General features: G+C 71.8%; 16 protein-coding genes and 1 pseudogene. 6 read left to right on the top strand and 11 right to left on the bottom strand.

The genetic code is table 11. The features are described 5' to 3' along the window. Positions 1-70: 70 nt before the first annotated feature. Genes CP982_RS39140 through CP982_RS39125 form a run of 4 tightly spaced genes read right to left on the bottom strand, consistent with a single transcriptional unit; the run spans position 71 to position 4,108 of the window. Positions 71-1,252: a thiolase domain-containing protein gene (locus CP982_RS39140; protein WP_150514836.1), complete on the bottom strand. Its 1,182-nt coding sequence runs from the start codon at positions 1,250-1,252 to the stop codon at positions 71-73. Continuing rightward, positions 1,245-2,318: a thiolase domain-containing protein gene (locus CP982_RS39135; RefSeq protein ID WP_150514835.1), complete on the bottom strand. Its 1,074-nt coding sequence runs from the start codon at positions 2,316-2,318 to the stop codon at positions 1,245-1,247. Before CP982_RS39135 ends, CP982_RS39140 begins: the two co-directional genes overlap by 8 nt. Continuing rightward, positions 2,315-3,280: a Zn-ribbon domain-containing OB-fold protein gene (locus tag CP982_RS39130; protein ID WP_150514834.1), complete on the bottom strand. Its 966-nt coding sequence runs from the start codon at positions 3,278-3,280 to the stop codon at positions 2,315-2,317. The genes CP982_RS39135 and CP982_RS39130 overlap by 4 nt, the downstream gene beginning before the upstream one ends. A gap of 18 nt (positions 3,281-3,298) precedes the next feature. Next, positions 3,299-4,108: a crotonase/enoyl-CoA hydratase family protein gene (locus CP982_RS39125; RefSeq protein ID WP_150514833.1), complete on the bottom strand. Its 810-nt coding sequence runs from the start codon at positions 4,106-4,108 to the stop codon at positions 3,299-3,301. Between the two features lie 171 nt (positions 4,109-4,279). Here CP982_RS39125 and CP982_RS39120 point away from each other — a divergent pair, with 171 nt between their 5' ends. The 5 genes and pseudogenes from CP982_RS39120 to CP982_RS39100 all read left to right on the top strand — a co-directional run bounded on the left by CP982_RS39120 (position 4,280) and on the right by CP982_RS39100 (position 8,329). After that, positions 4,280-5,884: an acyl-CoA synthetase gene (locus tag CP982_RS39120; protein ID WP_150514832.1), complete on the top strand. Its 1,605-nt coding sequence runs from the start codon at positions 4,280-4,282 to the stop codon at positions 5,882-5,884. A 79-nt stretch (positions 5,885-5,963) separates the two neighbouring features. Further along, a complete protein-coding gene (locus tag CP982_RS39115; protein ID WP_150514831.1) occupies positions 5,964-6,542 on the top strand; it encodes a carboxymuconolactone decarboxylase family protein in 579 nt (192 codons plus the stop codon). Continuing rightward, positions 6,539-7,405: an RNA polymerase sigma-70 factor gene (locus tag CP982_RS39110; RefSeq protein ID WP_150514830.1), complete on the top strand. Its 867-nt coding sequence runs from the start codon at positions 6,539-6,541 to the stop codon at positions 7,403-7,405. Before CP982_RS39115 ends, CP982_RS39110 begins: the two co-directional genes overlap by 4 nt. 30 nt (positions 7,406-7,435) lie before the next feature. Further along, positions 7,436-8,040: pseudogene (locus tag CP982_RS39105) on the top strand (RHS repeat-associated core domain-containing protein); the annotation flags it as partial. Positions 8,041-8,116: 76 nt separating this feature from the next. Next, a complete protein-coding gene (locus CP982_RS39100) occupies positions 8,117-8,329 on the top strand; it encodes a hypothetical protein (protein ID WP_150514829.1) in 213 nt (70 codons plus the stop codon). On the opposite strand, the gene CP982_RS39095 is transcribed toward CP982_RS39100, so the two are convergent. The 7 genes from CP982_RS39095 to CP982_RS39065 all read right to left on the bottom strand — a co-directional run bounded on the left by CP982_RS39095 (position 8,298) and on the right by CP982_RS39065 (position 15,787). Then, positions 8,298-9,545 carry an epoxide hydrolase family protein gene (locus CP982_RS39095; RefSeq protein ID WP_150514828.1) on the bottom strand — a complete coding sequence of 416 codons (1,248 nt, stop codon included), beginning with the start codon at positions 9,543-9,545 and terminating at the stop codon, positions 8,298-8,300. The two genes, CP982_RS39100 and CP982_RS39095, sit on opposite strands and share 32 nt — an antisense overlap. 48 nt (positions 9,546-9,593) lie before the next feature. Continuing rightward, entirely contained in the window at positions 9,594-10,133 is a 540-nt protein-coding gene (locus CP982_RS39090; RefSeq protein WP_150514827.1) for an HAD domain-containing protein, read from the bottom strand. 22 nt (positions 10,134-10,155) lie between these two features. Next, positions 10,156-10,764, bottom strand: coding sequence for a cysteine hydrolase family protein (locus CP982_RS39085; RefSeq protein WP_150514826.1), 609 nt, complete (start codon positions 10,762-10,764; stop codon positions 10,156-10,158). 50 nt (positions 10,765-10,814) lie between these two features. Next, entirely contained in the window at positions 10,815-13,415 is a 2,601-nt protein-coding gene (locus tag CP982_RS39080) for a caspase, EACC1-associated type (RefSeq protein WP_150514825.1), read from the bottom strand. Then, the gene (locus tag CP982_RS39075; protein WP_150514824.1) at positions 13,412-13,774 is read right to left on the bottom strand and encodes an effector-associated constant component EACC1; all 363 of its coding nucleotides are present in this window, start codon (positions 13,772-13,774) and stop codon (positions 13,412-13,414) included. Before CP982_RS39075 ends, CP982_RS39080 begins: the two co-directional genes overlap by 4 nt. Before the next feature lie 132 nt (positions 13,775-13,906). Next, the gene (locus tag CP982_RS39070; protein WP_229879069.1) at positions 13,907-14,539 is read right to left on the bottom strand and encodes a chorismate mutase; all 633 of its coding nucleotides are present in this window, start codon (positions 14,537-14,539) and stop codon (positions 13,907-13,909) included. Positions 14,540-14,635: 96 nt separating this feature from the next. After that, positions 14,636-15,787: a DUF6777 domain-containing protein gene (locus CP982_RS39065; protein WP_150514823.1), complete on the bottom strand. Its 1,152-nt coding sequence runs from the start codon at positions 15,785-15,787 to the stop codon at positions 14,636-14,638. Positions 15,788-16,133: 346 nt separating this feature from the next. Between CP982_RS39065 and CP982_RS39060 the strand changes: the two genes are divergently transcribed. Continuing rightward, positions 16,134-17,912 (top strand): B12-binding domain-containing radical SAM protein, encoded by a 1,779-nt coding sequence (locus tag CP982_RS39060; RefSeq protein ID WP_212669208.1) that lies wholly within the window; start codon positions 16,134-16,136, stop codon positions 17,910-17,912. Positions 17,913-17,914 lie beyond the last annotated feature (2 nt).

Raw genomic sequence — 17,914 nt, 5'->3', positions numbered from 1 at the left:
AGCCTAGCTTTCCGCCCCGGTGCCGGACAGGCCGCGGCATCAGGACGGCGCCCGGGTACGACGGGGCGCGTCAGGTCGTGGGAGGTTCGGCCCCGACGAGCCACATCGCGAAGAACTGCGAGCCACCGCCGTAGGCGTGCCCAAGTGCCCTGCGCGCACCGTCGACTTGGTGCTCCCCGGCGAGGCCGCGCACCTGGAGCGCGGCCTCCGCGAAGCGGATCATGCCGGACGCGCCGATGGGGTTGGTCGACAGGACACCGCCCGACATATTCACCGGAAGGTCACCGTCCAGTTCTGTCACGCCGGACTCGGTGAGCTTCCAGCCCTCGCCCTCCGGAGCGAAGCCGAGGTTCTCCAGCCACATCGGCTCGTACCAGGAGAACGGCACGTACATCTCGACGGCGTCGATCTGGCGGCGCGGATCGCCGATGCCCGCCTGCCGGTAGACGTCGGCCGCGCAGTCCTTCCCGGCGCGCGGCGACACGAAGTCCTTGCCCGCGAACATCGTGGGTTCGCTGCGCATCGCGCCGCCGTGCACCCAGGCGGGCGGCCGCGGCGCGCGGGCGGCACCGGCGCGGTCGGTGAGCACCATGGCGCAGGCGCCGTCGGACGACGGACAGGTCTCGGAGTAGCGCACGGGGTCCCACAGCATCGGCGAGGACTGGACCTTCTCCAGGGTGATGTCGTGTTCGTGCAGGTGCGCGTAGGGGTTCTTCAGGGCGTTGCGGCGGTCCTTGTACGCCACCAGGGAGCCGACGGAGTCGGGGGCGCCGCTGCGCCGCATGTACGCCCGGATGTGCGGGGCGAAGAACCCGCCCGCGCCCGCGAGCAGGGGCTGCTGGAACGGGATGGGCAGGGAGAGCCCCCACATGGCGTTCGACTCGGACTGCTTCTCGAAAGCCACGGTGAGCACGGTGCGCTGGACGCGGCTCGCGACGAGGTTGGCGGCGACGAGCGCGGTGGAGCCGCCGACGGAGCCCGCGGTGTGCACGCGCAGCAGCGGTTTGCCGACCGCGCCGAGCGCGTCGGCGAGGTACAGCTCGGGCATCATGACGCCCTCGAAGAAGTCGGGGGCCTTGCCGATGACGACGGCGTCGACGTCGGCCCAGGTCAGCTCGGCGTCGTCGAGCGCGCGCCGCGCGGCCTCGCGGACGAGCCCGGCGATCGACACGTCACGGCGGGCGGCGACGTGCTTGGTCTGGCCGATCCCGACGACCGCGACGCACTCCTTCGCCGTGGCGGCTTCAGACACGGGACTCCCCTTCCAGGACGGCGACCAGGTTCTGCTGGAGGCAGGGGCCGGAGGTGGCGTGGGCGAGCGCCCGGTCACTGGCGCCGCGGTGGACGCGGCCGGCGGCCTCGGCGACGCGGATGAGTCCGGCGGCCATGACGGGGTTGGCGGCGAGCGCGCCGCCCGAGGGGTTGACGAGAACGCCGTCGTCAAGCCGGAGCGCCCTGCGCAGCACGACTTCCTGGGAGGTGAAGGGCGCGTGCAGCTCGGCGGTGTCCACGGGGCGGACGAAGGCTCCGGCGCGCTCGGCGGCCAGGCGCGTGGAGGGCGAGTCGGTGAGGTCACGGACGCCGAGGGAGTGGGCCTCGACGCGATGGTCCATGCCGCGGATCCAGGCGGGCCGGGCGCACAGCGCGCGGGCCCGGTCCCCGGCCGAGAGGACCACGGCGACGGCGCCGTCGCCGACGGGCGGGCAGTCCCCGGTGCGCAGCGGCCGGACGACGTACTCCCCCTGCGGGCGCGCGCCCCGCAGTTGCGCGTGGGCGTTGTCGGCCGCCGCGTCCCTGCTGCGGGCGGCGACGGCCGCGAGCGCGGGTTCGTCGGCGTGGCCCGCGTCGAGGAGGGCCTGCGCCTGGAGGGCGGCGAGGGCGACGGAGTCGGGCCACAGCGGGGCCGCGTAGTAGGGGTCGAGCTGCCGGGTGAGCACGTCCCGTACGGATCCGGGCGAGGACTTGCCGTAGGCGTAGACGAGCGCGGTGTCCGCCTCCCCGGTCAGGAGCTTGATCCAGGCCTCGTACAGCGCCCAGGCGCCGTCCATCTCCACGTGCGACTCAGAGATGGGCGGCCAGGCGCCCACGCCGTCGAGCGCCAGGGTGAAGGAGAAGGCCCGGCCCGCGAGGTAGTCGCTCGATCCGGAGCAGGTGAAGCCGATGTCGGCGGTGGTCAGACCGGTCCGCTCCAGGACCTCGTGCAGGACCGGCATCAGCATCTCCACCTCGGACAGCTCGTCGGTGCGGCGCCGGTGGTCGCTCTGCGCGCAGGCGACGATCGCCACGTCCCTGGGCGCGCCGGTGAACTCCCCTGTCACAGCAGCTCCTTGTACGTGTCGTAGTCGGCGTCGGGCTCGCCGGTCGGCCGGTAGTGGTCGGGGTGGCGCCCGTCCTCGGTCCACACCGGTTCGACGCGAAGACCCATGCGGACCTGGTCGTACGGGATGCCGCCGATGCGTCCGTGCAGGGCGAGGTCGGCGCCGTCCAGGGCGATGTGCGCGTACACGTAGGGCACCTCGATGTCGAGGTTCTTCGCTTTGATGTTGACCACGCAGAAGGTGGTGACCGTCCCGCGCGGGCCGACCTCCACCTGCTCGGTGGTGGCGACCCCGCAGGTGGGGCAGGCGCCGCGCGGGGGCACGTAGACCTTGCGGCAGCGCGGGCAGCGCTCGCCGACGGCGCGGCGCTCGGCCAGGGCCGCCAGGTATGCGGTCTGGGCCCGGCCCGGGGTGTAGGTGTAGTCGAGACGGGCGGGGGCGACGACACCGGTCACCGCGTCGCCCGTGAACTCCCCGCTGTGCGGCACTGCCTGACGGTACGTCGGCTCGCCCCCGTACGGCTCGCCCTCGTACGCCTCGAAGCAGGCGATGTCCGTGATGGCGCCGGTGCGCTCGGCGGCCCAGCGGACGCGGACGCGCAGTCCGGTGCGGACGGCGTCGGGCCCCGGCGCGTCCAGGGCGTGCAGCAGCGCGGTGTCGGCGCCGTCGAGGCGGACGAGGACCCAGGCGAAGGGGGTGTCCAGGGGCTGGCCGCGCCGGGGCGCGGGGTTCCAGGCCCAGGTGGTGACGGTGCCGGTCGCCGCGACCTCGACCAGGTCCCGTAGCTCCGCCGCGGTCTCGGGGTCGTACTCGACGGGCGGGACGAGCACCGTGCCCGCGGTGGTGCGCACGCCGAGCACGGTGCGTGCGCGCAGGCCGGTCAGGAAGGCGGACTGGACGGGGCCGAGGGAGCGGGTGAAGGGGAACTCCACGACCATGGGTGCGCTGAGCACGTCGGACATGTCGTCGGCTCCTCGGGGTCAGGCCCGCCGGTAGACGGGCGGGCGCTTCTCGGCGAAGGCACGGGCGCCTTCCTTGGCGTCTGCGGTGTCGAAGACGGGCCAGCCGCGCTTCAACTCGGCGGCGAGCCCCTCGGCCTCGCTCAGGTCGGCGGTCTCGTACACGGAAGCCTTGACGGCCTCGACGGCCAGCGGCCCGCAGGCGTTCACCTGCTCGGCGATGGCGAGCGCCCGCTCCAGGGCGGTGCCGTCCGGTACGACGTGGCCGATGAGCCCGACGTCTGCGGCTTCCCGCGCGGTGTACGGGCGGCCGGTCAGCAGCATCTCCAGGGCGTGCGTGCGCGGTATCTGGCGTTGCAGGCGCACCGTGGAGCCGCCGATGGGGAACAGGCCGCGCTTGACCTCGAAGAGCCCGAAGGTCGCGGACTCGCCCGCGACGCGGATGTCGGTGCCCTGGAGGATCTCGGTGCCGCCCGCCACGCAGGGCCCCTCGACGGCGGCGACGACGGGTTTGCGCGGCCGGTGGTGGCGCAGCATCGCCTTCCAGTGCAGATCGGGGTCCGCCGCGAGGCGCTCGCGCCAGCGCGCGTCGTCGGCGCCCCGCATTCCCTTGCCCGCCAGCGCCTTCAGGTCCATGCCCGCGCAGAACGCCCCGCCCGCCCCGGTGAGGACGACCGACCGCACGCTGTCATCGGCGTCGGCGGCCAGCCAGCCGTCGTAGAGGCCCACGAGCATCGGCAGTGAGAGCGCGTTCCTGGCTTCGGGCCGGTTCAGCGTGAGCACCAGTGTGGCGCCTTCGCGCCGCACGGAGAGATGTTCCGTGTCACCCATGGCCGTCCTCCCGTCTTCAGACCTGGAACAGGTTGCAGGAGGCGAGGTGCCAGTTCAATAGATTGCTGACACTCAGTCAGATTTCTTCCGCGCGGCCCCTTCCGCCTTCCGTGCGCCTCTGCTCTGATGACCGCCACACGGCACGTCACGGCGTCGGGGTCAGGAGGAGCGGTGGAGTACAACCTTGCCGACCTGTTCGAGTCGGTCGTCGACGCGGTGCCGGACCGCGAGGCGCTCGTGCATCTGGACCACCCCGGCACCGGGGCCGAGCGCCGCCTCACGTACGCGGAACTCGACGCGGCAGCGAACCGTGTCGCCCACCATCTGATCGACAGCGGCCTCAAGCCCGGCGAGCACCTGGGCCTGCACCTGTACAACGGCGTCGAGTACCTCCAGACGGTCCTCGGCTGCCTCAAGGCCCGCCTGGTCCCGGTGAACGTCAACTACCGCTACGTCGAGGAGGAGTTGGCCTACCTCTACCGGGACGCGGACCTGGCGGCGCTCGTCTTCGACGGCGAGTTCACCGACCGGGTGGCCGCCGCGCTCCCCCGGGCGCCCGGGCTGCGGCACCTGATCCGGGTCGGCGAGGGCGCCGGGGCGCCGCACGCCGTGCCCTTCGCCGAGGCAGCGGCGTCCGGCTCCCCCGCGCGCGGCTTCTCGCCGCGCTCGGCGGACGACCTCTTCATCATCTACACCGGCGGCACGACCGGCATGCCCAAGGGCGTCATGTGGCGCCAGGAGGACCTGTTCTTCTCCGGGCTCGGCGGTGGCGCGCCGACGGGCGAGCCGGTCACCCGGCCCGAGGAGGTCGCCGAGCGGGTGGCGGCCGGCGGCGACGGCATCACGTTCTTCCCGACGCCTCCGCTGATGCACGGCACCTCGACGCTGACCGCCTTCATCTGCTTCCACTTCGGCCAGCGCCTGGTCATCCACCGCAAGTTCGCCCCCGAAGAAGTGCTGCGCACCATCGAGCGCGAGCGGGTCACCAGCGTCTCGCTGGTGGGCGACGCGATGCTGCGCCCGCTCATCGACGCGCTGAACGGCCCCTGTGCGGGCACGGACCTGTCCTCCCTCTTCAGCGTCTCCTCCTCCGGCGCGATCATGTCGGACACGGTCCGCGCCCAGTTCAGGGCGCTCGCGCCGAACGTCATGCTCCTCAACAACTTCGGCTCGTCCGAGTCCGGCTTCAACGGCACCGCCACGGACGACTCGGGCCCGGAGCGCGGCTTCCGCATCCAGGTCAACTCCCGTACGCAGGTGGTGGACCTGGTCACCCACGAACCGGTGGCCGTCGGCGAGCCGGGGCGCATCGCCCAGCGCGGCCACGTCCCGCTCGGCTACTACAACGACCCGGAGAAGACCGCCGAGACGTTCTTCCGGCGCGGCGACGAGCGCTGGGTCCTCCTGGGCGACATGGCCACGGTCGACGCCGAGGGCATCGTGACGGTCCTCGGCCGCGGTTCGCAGTGCATCAACACGGGCGGCGAGAAGGTCTACCCCGAAGAGGTCGAGCAGGCCCTCAAATCCCATCCCGACATCTACGACGCGCTGGTCGCCGGGGTCCCGGACGAGCGCTGGGGCACCCGCGTCGCGGCCGTCGTCCAGCTCCGCCCCGACGCCCCTCCCCTGGACCTCCCGGCCCTCAAGGCCCACTGCCGCACCCGTCTCGCCGGCTACAAGATCCCGCGCTCCGCGGTGTTCACGGACCACATCCAGCGCTCCCCGAGCGGCAAGGCGGACTACCGCTGGGCCCGGAAGGTGGCGGCCGAGGCCTGAGGCGGGGTGTCACATCCGCGAGCCCGGCGGTGTCTTCATGACGAACAGCCGATCAGGCACTCGTACAAGGAGAACCGCAATGGCGCTACGCATCCACAAGGCCGAGCTCCCCGCCCAGCTCAAGGAAGACATGATCAAGCAGCTCGGTGCCGTGCCCGAGAACGTCGAGGTCGTCTGGCACAGCCCTCAGGTCGCCCAGGACAACCTGGAGTTCGGCGCCAAGGTGGGCGCGTGGGACGCGGCCGACGAGAGCCTCAAGTCGTTCGCGCACATGGCCGTCGCGGCGCAGGTCGGCTGCGGCTGGTGCCTCGACGTCGGCTACTTCCAGGCGCGGAACGCCGAGCTGGACCTGACCAAGGCGAGCCAGGTGCCGCGCTGGCGCGAGTCGGAGGTGTTCACACCCCTCGAGCGGGACGTCATGGAGTACGCCGAGGCCATGACGGCCACGCCGCCCACCGTCACGGACGCGCTCTACGCGAGCCTCCTCGAACGGCTCGGACCGGCGGCGATGGTCGAACTCACCGCGTTCGTCGCCTTCATCAACCTGGCGACCCGGACCAACGTGGCGAGCGGGGTCTCGTCGCAGGGCTTCTCGTCCGCCTGCGAGATCCCCCTGGCGACGCGCCCGGAGAGCTCCGGCGTAGCGTCCGCCTCATGACCGAGGACCCTTTCGTCACCCACCGCAGCCTGCTGTTCACCGTCGTCTACGAGATGCTCGGCTCGGCGGCCGACAGCGAGGACGTCTTGCAGGAGTCCTGGCTGCGGTGGGCCGACGTCGACCGTGCACAGGTGCGTGACCCACGGGCGTACCTCGTCCGGCTCGTCACGCGCCAGGCCCTCAACCGGCTGCGCACTCTGTCGCGCAGCCGCGAGGACTACGTGGGCGAGTGGCTGCCGGAGCCGCTCCTCACGAGCCCCGATGTGGCCGAGGACGTCGAGCTCGCCGACAGCGTCTCGATCGCGATGCTGACCGTCCTGGAGACGCTCGCGCCCACCGAGCGCGCGGTCTTCGTGCTCCGCGAGGTCTTCGAGGTGCCGTACGGCGAGATCGCCGAGGCCGTCGGGAAGTCCGCGGCCGCGGTACGGCAGATCGCGCGGCGGGCCCGCGACCACGTGGCGGCGCGGCGCCCGCGCGTCCAGGTGAGCCGGTCGGAGCAGCAGGCCGTGGTGGACCGCTTCCTGGCCGCCCTGCGCACCGGGCACCTCCAGGAGCTGATGGAGGTCATGGCCCCGGACGTCGTCATGATCGCCGACGGCGGCGGCCTGGTCAGCGCCGCGCTCGCCCCGATCCACGGGGCCGGCACGGTGGGCACCATCCTCGCCCGCGCCCATCTGTCGGCGACCGCGCTCGACACGAGGCCGGTGTGGCTCAACGGCTCCCCCGCGGGCCGCGTGACCTTCGACGGCGAACCGGCAGCGGTGAGCCTCACGGTCGAGCACGGCCGAGTCACCCGGATCTATGTGGTCCGCAACCCACGAAAGCTGACACGCCTGGACGATCTGGCCGAACTCGCGAGGTAGGCAACCACTTTCGGCGACGACGCCTACACCTACAACGACGCCTCCCAGCTCACCTCCCTCACCCAGGGCGGCCGGGAGTTCCAAGGGCGGTACGCCTCCACCGACCAGTCCGAACGTACCCAGTTCGGTGACACCACCTTCCACAACGGCCCCGTCGGCCTCTCCGCGCAGACCACGGGCGGGGTGGACATGAACCTCACCCGCGAGCCCAGCGGAAACCTCAACTCCTTCCGCACCGAGGCTCCCGCACGGACGAAGAGCACGTACTACTACCTCACGGACGCCATCGGCACCACGCGGGCCGTCGTCGACGACCAGGGCGAAAAGGTCAACGCCTACGACTACAGCCCGCGCGGCGTCACCCGCGCCATGACCGAGAAGAAATCCCCAGCCCCACCGCTTCGCGGGCGGCTACCAGGACCCGACAGGCCTCTACCACAACGAAGCCCGGTACCTGGACCCCCGCACGGGCCGCTTCACCCAGCCCGACCCGTCCGGCCTGGAGACCAATCCGTACCTGTACGCCTCCGGCGACCGGCGGCGCCTCGGCCGTGGGCGGTCAGGCAGTCTGCTTCGCCGGTTCCTGGGCGGCTGGTGAAGCCGCCTCCGGTCTCGTCGAATGGGGCCTCGGCTGACACTTGACCCGCTGGGGTGGAACCGGCAACGGTGCCACCCCAGCATGTCTGTCCGCTACTCGGAAGGTGAATGGATATGGGCCGTCCAGGTTGGACGAGGGAACAGCAAGCGGGGATCCGCTTCTACACCAGGATCACGAACATCCTCACCCTGGTATTCGTCGTCCTCTTCTCGACCCTGGCGATCGCCACGGGACGACACCGGCTATGGGTGGTCATCGGCGCCGTCGCCCTCTTCTGGGCATGCTTCACCCTTTTCATGAAGCGCACCGGGAAGGGGCAGCCGTAGTCGGCGGACGTACGCTCCGGAAGAACCTCCGGATGTCGTCGACGAGGAGTGCCGGCTGTTCCAGGGCCGGGAAGTGGCCGCCTCGGTCGTGCTCCGTCCACTGCACGATGTTGTTCGTGCGGTCGGCGATGTGCCGCAGGGGGATGAAGTTGTCGTGCGGGAAGACGGCCAGGGCGGTCGGAGTGGTCGACGGCTCGGGTGGGGTGCCCCAGTAGTCCGCGTGGGCGCGCTCGTAGTAGAGGCGGGCGGACGAACCCGCCGTGCCGGTGAGCCAGTACAGCATCACGTTGGTGAGCAGCCGGTCGCGGTCGACCGCTTCCTCGGGACGGCTCTCGGAGTCGGTCCACTCCTTGAACTTCTCCACGATCCAGGCCAGTTGCCCGACCGGGGAGTCGGTCAGCGCGTACGCCAGGGTCTGCGGCCGGGTGGCCTGGATGTCGGCGTAGCCCTGGCGGTCGCGGCTCCACGCCTGGAAGCTCGCCCAAGAGGCCGAGGCGCGCTCCCGTTCCCGCAGGTCGAGCGCGGCCAGCTCCTGCAGGCTCGGCGCCTCGGCCTGGAACGCGTTCGGCAGGAGGTTGAGGTGAACGCCGGTGACCCGCGAGGGCCAGGCGCGGCCGAGCTCCCTGGAGACGGCCGCGCCCCAGTCGCCGCCCTGCACCCCGTAGCGCGCGTAGCCGAGGCGCTCCATCAGTACGGTGAACGCGGCGGCCACGCGCTTGAACTCCCAGCCCGTCTGGACCGTGGGGCCGGAGAAGCCGAAACCGGGGATGCTGGGCAGCACCAGGTGGAAGGCCTCCGCACCGGCGGCGCCGTGCGCCCGGGGGTGGGTGAGCGGGCCGATGACGTCGGCGAACTCGACGATCGAGCCGGGCCAGCCGTGGGTCATGAGCAGCGGCGTCGCATCCGGTTCGGGCGACCGGATGTGCGCGAAGTGGACGTTCGCGCCGTCGATCGTGGTGGTGAACTGCGGCCACTGGTTCAACTCTTCCTCGGCGGCCCGCCAGTCGTACGTGTGGCGCCAGTAGCCCACCAGCTCCTGAAGGTAGCCGCGCGGCGTGCCGTAGGCCCACCCAACGCCCGGCAGCTCGTCCGGCCACCGGGTGCGATCGAGCCGCGCGTGCAGATCATCGAGGTCACTCTGCGGCACGTCGACACGGAACGGACGCACCGCCTCGTCGTCTGAGGAGGAGGCGGCGGAGGCAGAGATCGTCGTCATGCGCCGCATGCTACGTCCGCCCGCGCCGGCCACGTCCGCCAACCCGGCCTACGTACGCCCGGACCCGCCGCCCCCGGACCGCAGCCACTCATCGAGCGTGACGAAGTCCTCGTCGAGCAGGCCGATCCGGGGGTCGACGCGATGGAGGAGGGCCCGCCCCGGGTGGCAGCCCGCCACCCAGGACCGGTCCAGACCGGAGATCTCGTCGTCCACCCAGGCGAAGGGGCGTCCGTCCGCCCACTCCACGAGAGCGGGAGTCTTCCAGTGCAGGCCGCGCGGACCGTCCCTCTCGGACGCCTTTGGCCACTCGACCCAGGGCAGCTCCGGCAGCCCCAGCCACGGCGCGACGCAGTCGTTCGCGTCGGCCCTCCATGTCGTGGCCCAGACCAGGTCGCACGGCAGGGCCAGCAGCCGCGGTCCGTGCGCCGGATCGATGCGGGTGATCAGCGGATTCTCCGTGGCTCCACGCGGCTCATGCGCGGTGTCGTAGGTCGGGTATCCGTTCGGCAGTTGCGCGCGCGTCGCGCCGAAGGGGATGAGGGGACCGTCAACGTCGAGGAAGAGCAGAGGCCGCGTGGAACCGTTCACAGGAGCACCGTGGACGGCGTCGTCACCGCGTGAGGGTGGTGACCCACTCGTCCACGGTGAGTACGTCGAACCACTGCGGGAACAGCTTCTCGGTCAGGAAGCGGTGCACCTCGGGGTCGAGGTCGAGGCAGGCGTCGCCCAGGACGGTGAGGTCGAGGTCCAGGTCGTTGCCCGCGCAGACGGTGTGGAGCACGACGCCGCTGGTGGCGATGCCGGTGAGGACGAGGCCGTTGATGTCCCGGGCCCGGAGCACCAGGTCGAGGTCGCTGCCGGAGAACGCGCTCCCCCGCCTCTTCGTGACCACGATGTCGCCCTCCTGGGGCGCGATGTCCGGGTGGATCTCGTTGCCGGGGTTGCCTTCGGTGAAGAGGCCTATCCGCACGACGTTGGTGACTATCTTGTTGCGCGGGCTCACCTCCGTCTTGTCCGCGCGCAGGCCCATCACGACGTAGATGACGGGCATGCCCGCCGCCCGGGCACCGTCGATGGCCTTGCCCAGACGGGCGAGGTACGCCGAGCTGTCACCCGCCTCCACCCCGGGCGCGGCTCCGGCAAGCGCGCCTCTGCCATGCGCGACGTCCACGACGTCTCGCTGTACGTCCATCACGAGAAGGGCAGTGTTGTTGGTCATGGGGTCCGTCCTTTGCCATTGCGTGTCATTGAGAAGGGGAAGGTGGCGCTTCAGGGAGCTTCCGCAGGTGTCCGTTGGCTGGCTCGGAGCGCCCGCGAGGGGTGGGCGATGGCCTGCGTGGACGGGCCCTCCTCGGCGGCGCCCGCGTCGCGGGGCAGCGCGCGGGCCTTGTCGAGGAGCTGCCGGGCCAGTGGGTGGTTCTGCCGCGCCCACTCGACCTTCGCGGCCAGGCGATAGGCGTAGTTGAGGCTGGCGGAGTCACCGGCCGCCTCGAAGAGGGCGACCGCGCGGTGGGCGTGCCGGGCGGCCGCCGGGAGGTCGCCCGCCTTGCGCAGGGCCTCCGCCGCCGAGGCGTGCGCGTGCGCGGCGCCCTCCTTGTCGCTGTGGGCGGTGAGCAGCTCGGCGGCCTGGTCGGCCAGGGTCGCGGCGGCCGGGAACCGCCCGGCGAAGGTGTGCAGCGCGGCCTGCCCGACGAGGCACTCGGCCAGGAGCTTCTCGTCCCCCGCGTCCTCGAAGCAGGTGTGCGCCTCGGCCTGGAAGCGCATGGCGTCCTCGACGAGACCGGCGATCAGGGCCCGCTCGGCGAGGTTCATGAGCCGATGGCCCAGGTCGACCGGGTCGGCCGGGTCCTTTGTGCCCTGCCGTGCCGTCCGGGCGGCGCGGCGGAGTTCGGCCGTCACCTCCTGCCGTACGCCGGCGAGTTCGCGGGTGCGCTGCCGCTGGTCGCCGGGGCCGAGTTCGCCGCCCAGGAGGGCGAGGCAGCCCCGGGCGCGGGCGATGCCCCGGCCGTCGGCGCGGCCCGCCGCGTACCGGTAGGCGGCTTCGGCTTCCTCCCTGGCCTCGTCGAGGCACCGCTCCTCGCGCAGCGCGTCGGCCACCTCGCAGCTCAGCTCGGTCGCCACGGTCCACCGGTCCTGGCGCGCCGCACGCGCGGCCGCGCGCAGCTCGGGCAGGGCCGCCACCCGCCAGACCCGGTCGGCGCCGCCCTCCCGCGTGGCCTTCAGGCGCCGCCTCAGGTGCAGATACAGCCAAGTGCGGCACAGGGCCTGCTCCTGGGCGCTGGTCTGCGAGTAGCTGCGGTAGAGGGCGTGGAAGGCGTACCGGCCGTCGCTCCGCTGGAGCAGCCCCGCGTCGACGAGTTCCTCCAGCATCAGCCCGCAGATGCCGGGCGGCATCCGGCTCAGGGCCGCCGCCGAGTGCCGGTCGAAGTCCGGTCCGGGGTGGCTGACGCAGGCGTGCAGGACGTGCCGCTGCCGCTCGTCGAGCGCTTCGTAGGACATGGTGTACGCGGCCCGCACGCGGTCGTCGTCCCAGCGCAGGTGCTGCAGCGGCCGGTCCGACTCGCGCATGGCGTCCAGCATGAGGTCGGGCGGCGTACGGCGCAGGCGGGCGGCGACGGGGTACAGGGCGAGCGGGAAGCAGCTCAGCATCCGCGCCATCGCGGTGAGCTCGGCGTCGTGTCCGGTGAGCCCGCTCAGATACCGCATCATCTCCACCGCGTCCTCCAGGGCGAGGGGAGCGAGCGGGTAGCGGCGGGCGTCGGGCCCGGCCTCGGTGAGCGAGGCGCGGCTGGTGACCACGACGAGCGCGTCGGGCGCGGCCCCGGCGGCCCTGGCCACCTCGGCGACGTCCGTGACCTCGTCCAGGAGGACGACGGGGAACGCGGCCTCGGGGTGACCCGGGCGGCGGCCGGTGAGCCGCTGGTGGAGCTCGGCGGCCAGGGCCGACTTGCCCACGCCGGGCGGGCCGTGGATGACGAGGAGCCCGGGTCCCCTGGCCGCGTCCTCGGCCAGCTCCCGCAGCTCGCGGTCGCGGCCGAACAGCCGCTCTGCGGGCGGCGGTTGCGGTGCCGCCGCGTTCCCGTGCTCCTCGGCCCGCGCGTGCTCGACGTAGGCACGATTGCGGAAGACGGCGATCCGCTCACCGGAGTTGTGGGTGCCGAGCTGCGGGTGCTGGGGGTGCTGCCGGGCGCTCAGGCGCTGGTGCAGGCGGGCGTGCAGCGTGCCGAAGTCGAGCACGGGGCCGGCCTCGGGCACTCCCGTCCGCACCAGGTCGACGAGGGCGCCGGTGAAGGCGGTCAGCTCTTCGCCGGGCGGCGCGTAGGCGAGTTCGGTGGCCGCGCTGGAGGTCAGCACGCAGACCCCGTCGATGTCGGCGGCCTGCTTCAGGAGCGCCTCGGGGTGGCTCATGCCGCCCTCGACGGCCGCGCCGCTGAAGCAGCAGTCGAGCACCACGGCGCACTTCAGCTGTCGCTGCCGGTGGGCCGCGCGCACCTCGTCACGGATGTAGGCGTACGGGAGCGCCCGCCACATCTGCTGCTCGTTCGAGTCGTGCAGGGCGAGGTGGAGTTCGGTGGGCCGGTCGGGGTGCAGCAGTCCGTGCCCGGCGTAGTAGACGAACAGGGTGTCGCTCGCCGCGTGCACCGCCTCGTCGATGGCCCGCATGACGTCACCGCCGGTGGCCTCGGGGCCCAGCACGCGGCAGCTGGCGGACGACAGGCCCCAGCCGACCTCGTCGCACAGGACCTCCCGCAACGCGCTGATGTTCCGCCGCACCGCGGGTAAGGGGGAGAGCCCGGCCTGCTCGGCGTAGGCGTGCACCCCGATCAGGACCGCTCGGGAGGACGTGCGGGCTGACAGGCGCACGGTCATGCTTCGGGCCGCTCCCGCTCGCGGCGTGCCCGTACGGTGTCGAGCACTTCCTTGGCGGTTCCCTCCACCACTGTCCCGTCGTCCTCGATCACCCGCACCAGGGGTGGTTTGACGCCGCGCGGGCGGCGCCAGGCGGCGACGGCGATGAGCAGCGAGAAGATGCCGACCGTGCTGTTGACGACGGCGGTGACCGTCTCCACGGCGCCCATCGCGCCGCCCGCTTCGGGCGACGCCGAAGGGGTGGGGCCCGCGGCCTCGATCTCGACGCCCGACCGTGCCATCCCGGGGTCGCGCCGCAGCCATCCGGCGAGCGCACCAGCCCCCGCGGCATCTCCCGCGTCGATCCAGACTTCGCCCATGCACACTCCCCCGTGCTCGCTCACACCGGCCCTGTGACCGGCTGGTACCTCAGGGTCGCATCTTCCGTACGGGCTGGGGGAGGTGTATGCCGACGTGCATCCATTCAGGGGTGACTTCCCGCCATCGCTTGCTTATCCGCACACGGACGGCAAGGCTCTGCGCAACGCTGTCGCGTGCAATGTGTCAAGGCCTCGCGCGTGTCGTACGTGCGCGGTGGCCGCTGTCAGCAGGCCGTCGCAGTACGGCGCAGTGCGCGTGGGCGCGGATGCGGCGAGGGCGCGGACGAGTTCGCCGTTGACGCGGTTGATCTCCTCGCGGACCTTGCCGAGGTCGGGCCGCTCGGTGGGGGCCGACGACGGGTCGGCGTCCCACTGCCTGTGCAGGGCGCGCTGGACGAGTTTGTTCGCCTCGATCTGGTCGCGGAAGACGCGCACGGTCGACTCCGGGTCCCCGCCCGCCTCCACCGCCTGGCGCGACACGGCGTCCAGCACCTGTTGCTCGCGCGCGGGGTCGTCGATGGGGCTCCCCGTGCCGTACTTGGCGGCGGCGACGAGATCGGCGGTGGCCAGGCGGTCGGCGGAGAGCGCGGCGAGGGTGCGGAGTTGACCGTACGGACCGGCGTGCGAGGCCGCTCCGACGGCGGGTGCCGTCCGTACCGCGGGCGCGGCGACGGCGCCGCTCCCGCCGAGGACGAGCACGGCGGCTGTCACGCCGACGGCGAGCGCACGTCCGAGGCGAGCGGCGGTGGAGGTGGTGCGATGCACGGGAGCCTCCTGAAAGTGCTTCGGCGGACCTGGGCGTGGACGCTGCACAGGAGCACCTTACGGCCGACCGCCGCACGGCCCGGCGCGCCTCGGGGCCTATTCGGTCACCCGCGTCAGGGAGTTGCACCCTTGCTGCTGCGCGACAGTGGCACACACCTTGAGCGTTTCCGTGCCGGTCAGTTCCCAGGTGGCGTCGAAGCGTTCCACGTCCTGGCAGGTCTGCGGGTCGACTGAGACCACGGTGCCCGTGTAGCGCGGTCCGCTCCCGTTCACGGTCCAGATCTCACGGCCCGCCTCGACCACGCAGCCGTCGGCCACTTCGTTGTCGGAAGCGGTGCGGCCGGTGAACGTGTCCGGGCCGCGCTCCTCGACGCGCACCCGCTCACCGGCGGACTCCCAGGTGCCGACGATCTCGGAGCGCGTCGGTCCGGCACTGGACGGTGCGGCGTCCGACGGCTCCGGGCCGCCGGTCCCCGCGCCTGCCGGGGGCAGTGGGGGTGGTGCGGGCAGCCGGACGTCCCGCGCCGCGTCGGTGCCCGCCGTGCGCCCGATGCCCTTGCCGCTGTCGAGGTCGAGGAGCCGGAACCTACCGATGCGCTTGGGCTTCTTGCCGGGCTTGACGGTCGTGGTCCTGTCCCGGTCGTACCGGTCGCGCCATTCCGCGTCCGGGATGCTGCCCGTGTCGACGTCACCGGGGCTCACCGAGGGCGCCGCGAGCGGGTTGCCGCAGTTGCACTTGACCACCGGCTGGCCGATCCGGTCGACGAGCACCGCGATGCCCGCTTCGAGGAGGGACTCGAAGATCGTGGCCACGCCGTTGCGGAAGCCATGGTTCCGGACGAGTGTGTCGGTGCGCAGCAGGACGGGTGTCAGGCCCCGGATGTAGCGCCGGACGTTCTTGATGTCGATGCCGCGCACCCGCGACCAGGCCGTCGCCTTCTTCGCGTTGCGCCTGTCGGTCAGGAAGTCGGCCAGTGCGGCCTTGTCGCAACTGCTCTTGTTCAGCGTCCCGCCGTAGAGCCCCGGGGTGCTCCCGGGGCGTACGCCGCCGCCGGACCGGGGTGTCAGACCCTCCCGGTCGCGCCCCAAGGCCTCCGCGAAGAACGGATCCGGTCCCAGCTCACCCGCGGCCACCGGGATGACCTCTTCCTTCGGGTCCTCGTCGCCCCCGCACGCGGTGGTGACGCCGACGATCAGCAGGACCGCGACCAGCGTCGCGACGGCGCGCCGTCGCGTGGAAAGCTTCAAGGTGCCCCCCTTGCACACACAGTCTTCCCCTCCCTCACCATCGCGCGGACCGGCAGAGCTGGAAAGCGCCCGGGGCCCGGCGGAGGGGGCGCACCGCAGCGCACCGACAGCGCCGGTCGAGCCACCGCGCGCCACCCGTCGACGACGGCGTGCCCGGCTCCATAGGGGCCCCATGCGCTGGTTCAGGCCATTCGCCGCGGAACCCTGTCCTCACTGTGTGAAGACGGTCACGATCTGAACGAATTCTCCGTTCGAACAGGACAGATCTCACCCCGCAGATCTCAGTCGGACGGATCCCAGTCGGACAGATGGAGCGCTCATGACACGAACCGCTTCCCATGCGCCCGTGCTCATCGAAAGACCGTCCGTCAAATTCTCCAGTGCCCCGCAGCGCCCTTCCCTGCGCCACCTGGGCAACCCCTCCTTGCGCACGTCGTCGTCCGGCACCCGGCGGCGCGCCCACGGGGAGTCGCCGCGCGTGCTGCTCCTCGTGCCCTCGTACACCCGAGTCGTCGAGCCCTCCCCGCAACGGAGCAGCTTCCGGGCGCTCGGTCTGGACACCTTCGAGGTCATGAAGCGGGCGGGCACCCCGATCGGCCTGCTGCGCATCGCGGCGAACGCCCGTCTCTCCGGCTTCGAAGTCCGCATCGTCGACTCGCCCTTCGCCGGCTGGGAGCAGGAGCGCCGGCACGTCGACCTCGGGAGCGGCAGCAGCCTGGTGCGCTACGGCCTCGACGACGCCCAACTGCGGGCCCTCATCGAGGAGTTCGACCCCGATGTCGTCGGCGTCCAGTGCATCTACACCGTCCAGTGGGGCAACGCACGGGCCCTCGCCGATCTGGTCAAGGACATCGACCCCGAGATCGTGACCGTCACCGGCGGTGCCCACCCCAGCGGCGACTGGCAGTACGCCGTGCCGGACTCGCCCTTCGACTACGTGGTCATCAACGAGGCGGACCAGACCTTCACCGCGCTGCTCCACGCGCTGACCGAGGCGGACGGGGACATCGACGCCGTGCCCGGCATCGCCTACCGGCGTGCCGACGGGGCCGTCGTCCGGACAACGGCCATGTCGCCGTACATGCGGATCCTGCCCAAGCGGCAGGGGCTCGACCAGCGGCTCGGCATGATGCCGCTGCCCGACTTCGGCATGCTGGACATGCGCCAGTACGAGCAGGGCTACCACTCCTCGGGCAAGCGGGTGCGCGACCACGGCTCCTGGGCGCAGATCTTCTCCACGATCGGCTGCAACGTCGGCTGCGACTTCTGCTACATCCCGATGGTGAACGGACCGTGGCGGGCGCTCGGCACCGACTGGTTCGATCTGCACCTCGGCGAGATCCGCAAGCACGGCGTGACCGAAGTCCTCATCGAGGACGACCACTTGCTGCACGACCCGCTGTACGCGATGGAGATCTGCAAGCTGCTGCGCAAGCACGACCTGCCGTGGGTCGAGGAGGGCGGTCTGAGCCTGTTCAACCTCGTCCTGTTGCACCTGGGGTCCGAGTTCGCGGACAGCATGGACGAGGCCGAACGGCGCAACCCCAACTTCCGCAACGTGCTCGCGGCGATGCGGGCCGGGCTCACCTGCCGGGACCTGATCAAGGCCATGGCGGACGGCGGCTGCTACAGCGTCTACCTCGCGGTGGAGAGCGCCAACGAGGACAGCCTCGTCGAGTCGGGCAAGCCCCGCCTCAACTCCTTCCAGAAGGCGACGGGTGACATCGTGGAGATGTTCACCGAGTACGGCATCCAGGTCACCGGCGGCTTCATGCTCGGCTTCGTCAACCCGCCCGAGCAGCCGGGCGGCGAGCCGTACATCGAGTCCTTGGAGCAGATCGAGAAGACCATCGACTACGCGGTCACGCTCATGGGCCACGGCATGGCGTACGCCAACCCGTTCATCGTCACGCCGCTGCCGGGCACGAAGATGTGGGACTTCCAGAAGGACTACGTCGTACGCCACTACGACAACGGCTGGTCGCACGAGAAGGGGACCATGGCCACCGACCGGTGGAGCGCGGAGGACATCGAGCGCGCGCGGCTCGAACTCCTCGTGCGGGCCAACGGCGCCGACAAGGTGGTGGAGATGGTCCGCCGGGGCACCTGGCCGGTGGACGCCTGATC

It is taken from the genome of Streptomyces spectabilis (assembly GCF_008704795.1).
GTDB classification, from domain to species: domain Bacteria; phylum Actinomycetota; class Actinomycetes; order Streptomycetales; family Streptomycetaceae; genus Streptomyces; species Streptomyces spectabilis.
The sequence above is the reverse complement of the archived record's forward strand: the minus strand, read 5'-3'. Positions and strand labels throughout refer to the sequence as shown.

Excerpts from the sequence above, each read along its gene's own strand:
- CP982_RS39130 (WP_150514834.1), bottom strand. The coding sequence starts at position 3,280 with ATGTCCGACGTGCTCAGCGCACCCATGGTCGTGGAGTTCCCCTTCACC.
- CP982_RS39125 (WP_150514833.1), bottom strand. The coding sequence starts at position 4,108 with ATGGGTGACACGGAACATCTCTCCGTGCGGCGCGAAGGCGCCACACTG.
- CP982_RS39115 (WP_150514831.1), top strand. The coding sequence starts at position 5,964 with ATGGCGCTACGCATCCACAAGGCCGAGCTCCCCGCCCAGCTCAAGGAA.
- CP982_RS39110 (WP_150514830.1), top strand. The coding sequence starts at position 6,539 with ATGACCGAGGACCCTTTCGTCACCCACCGCAGCCTGCTGTTCACCGTC.
- CP982_RS39100 (WP_150514829.1), top strand. The coding sequence starts at position 8,117 with ATGGGCCGTCCAGGTTGGACGAGGGAACAGCAAGCGGGGATCCGCTTC.
- CP982_RS39095 (WP_150514828.1), bottom strand. The coding sequence starts at position 9,545 with ATGACGACGATCTCTGCCTCCGCCGCCTCCTCCTCAGACGACGAGGCG.
- CP982_RS39085 (WP_150514826.1), bottom strand. The coding sequence starts at position 10,764 with ATGACCAACAACACTGCCCTTCTCGTGATGGACGTACAGCGAGACGTC.
- CP982_RS39080 (WP_150514825.1), bottom strand. The coding sequence starts at position 13,415 with ATGACCGTGCGCCTGTCAGCCCGCACGTCCTCCCGAGCGGTCCTGATC.
- CP982_RS39075 (WP_150514824.1), bottom strand. The coding sequence starts at position 13,774 with ATGGGCGAAGTCTGGATCGACGCGGGAGATGCCGCGGGGGCTGGTGCG.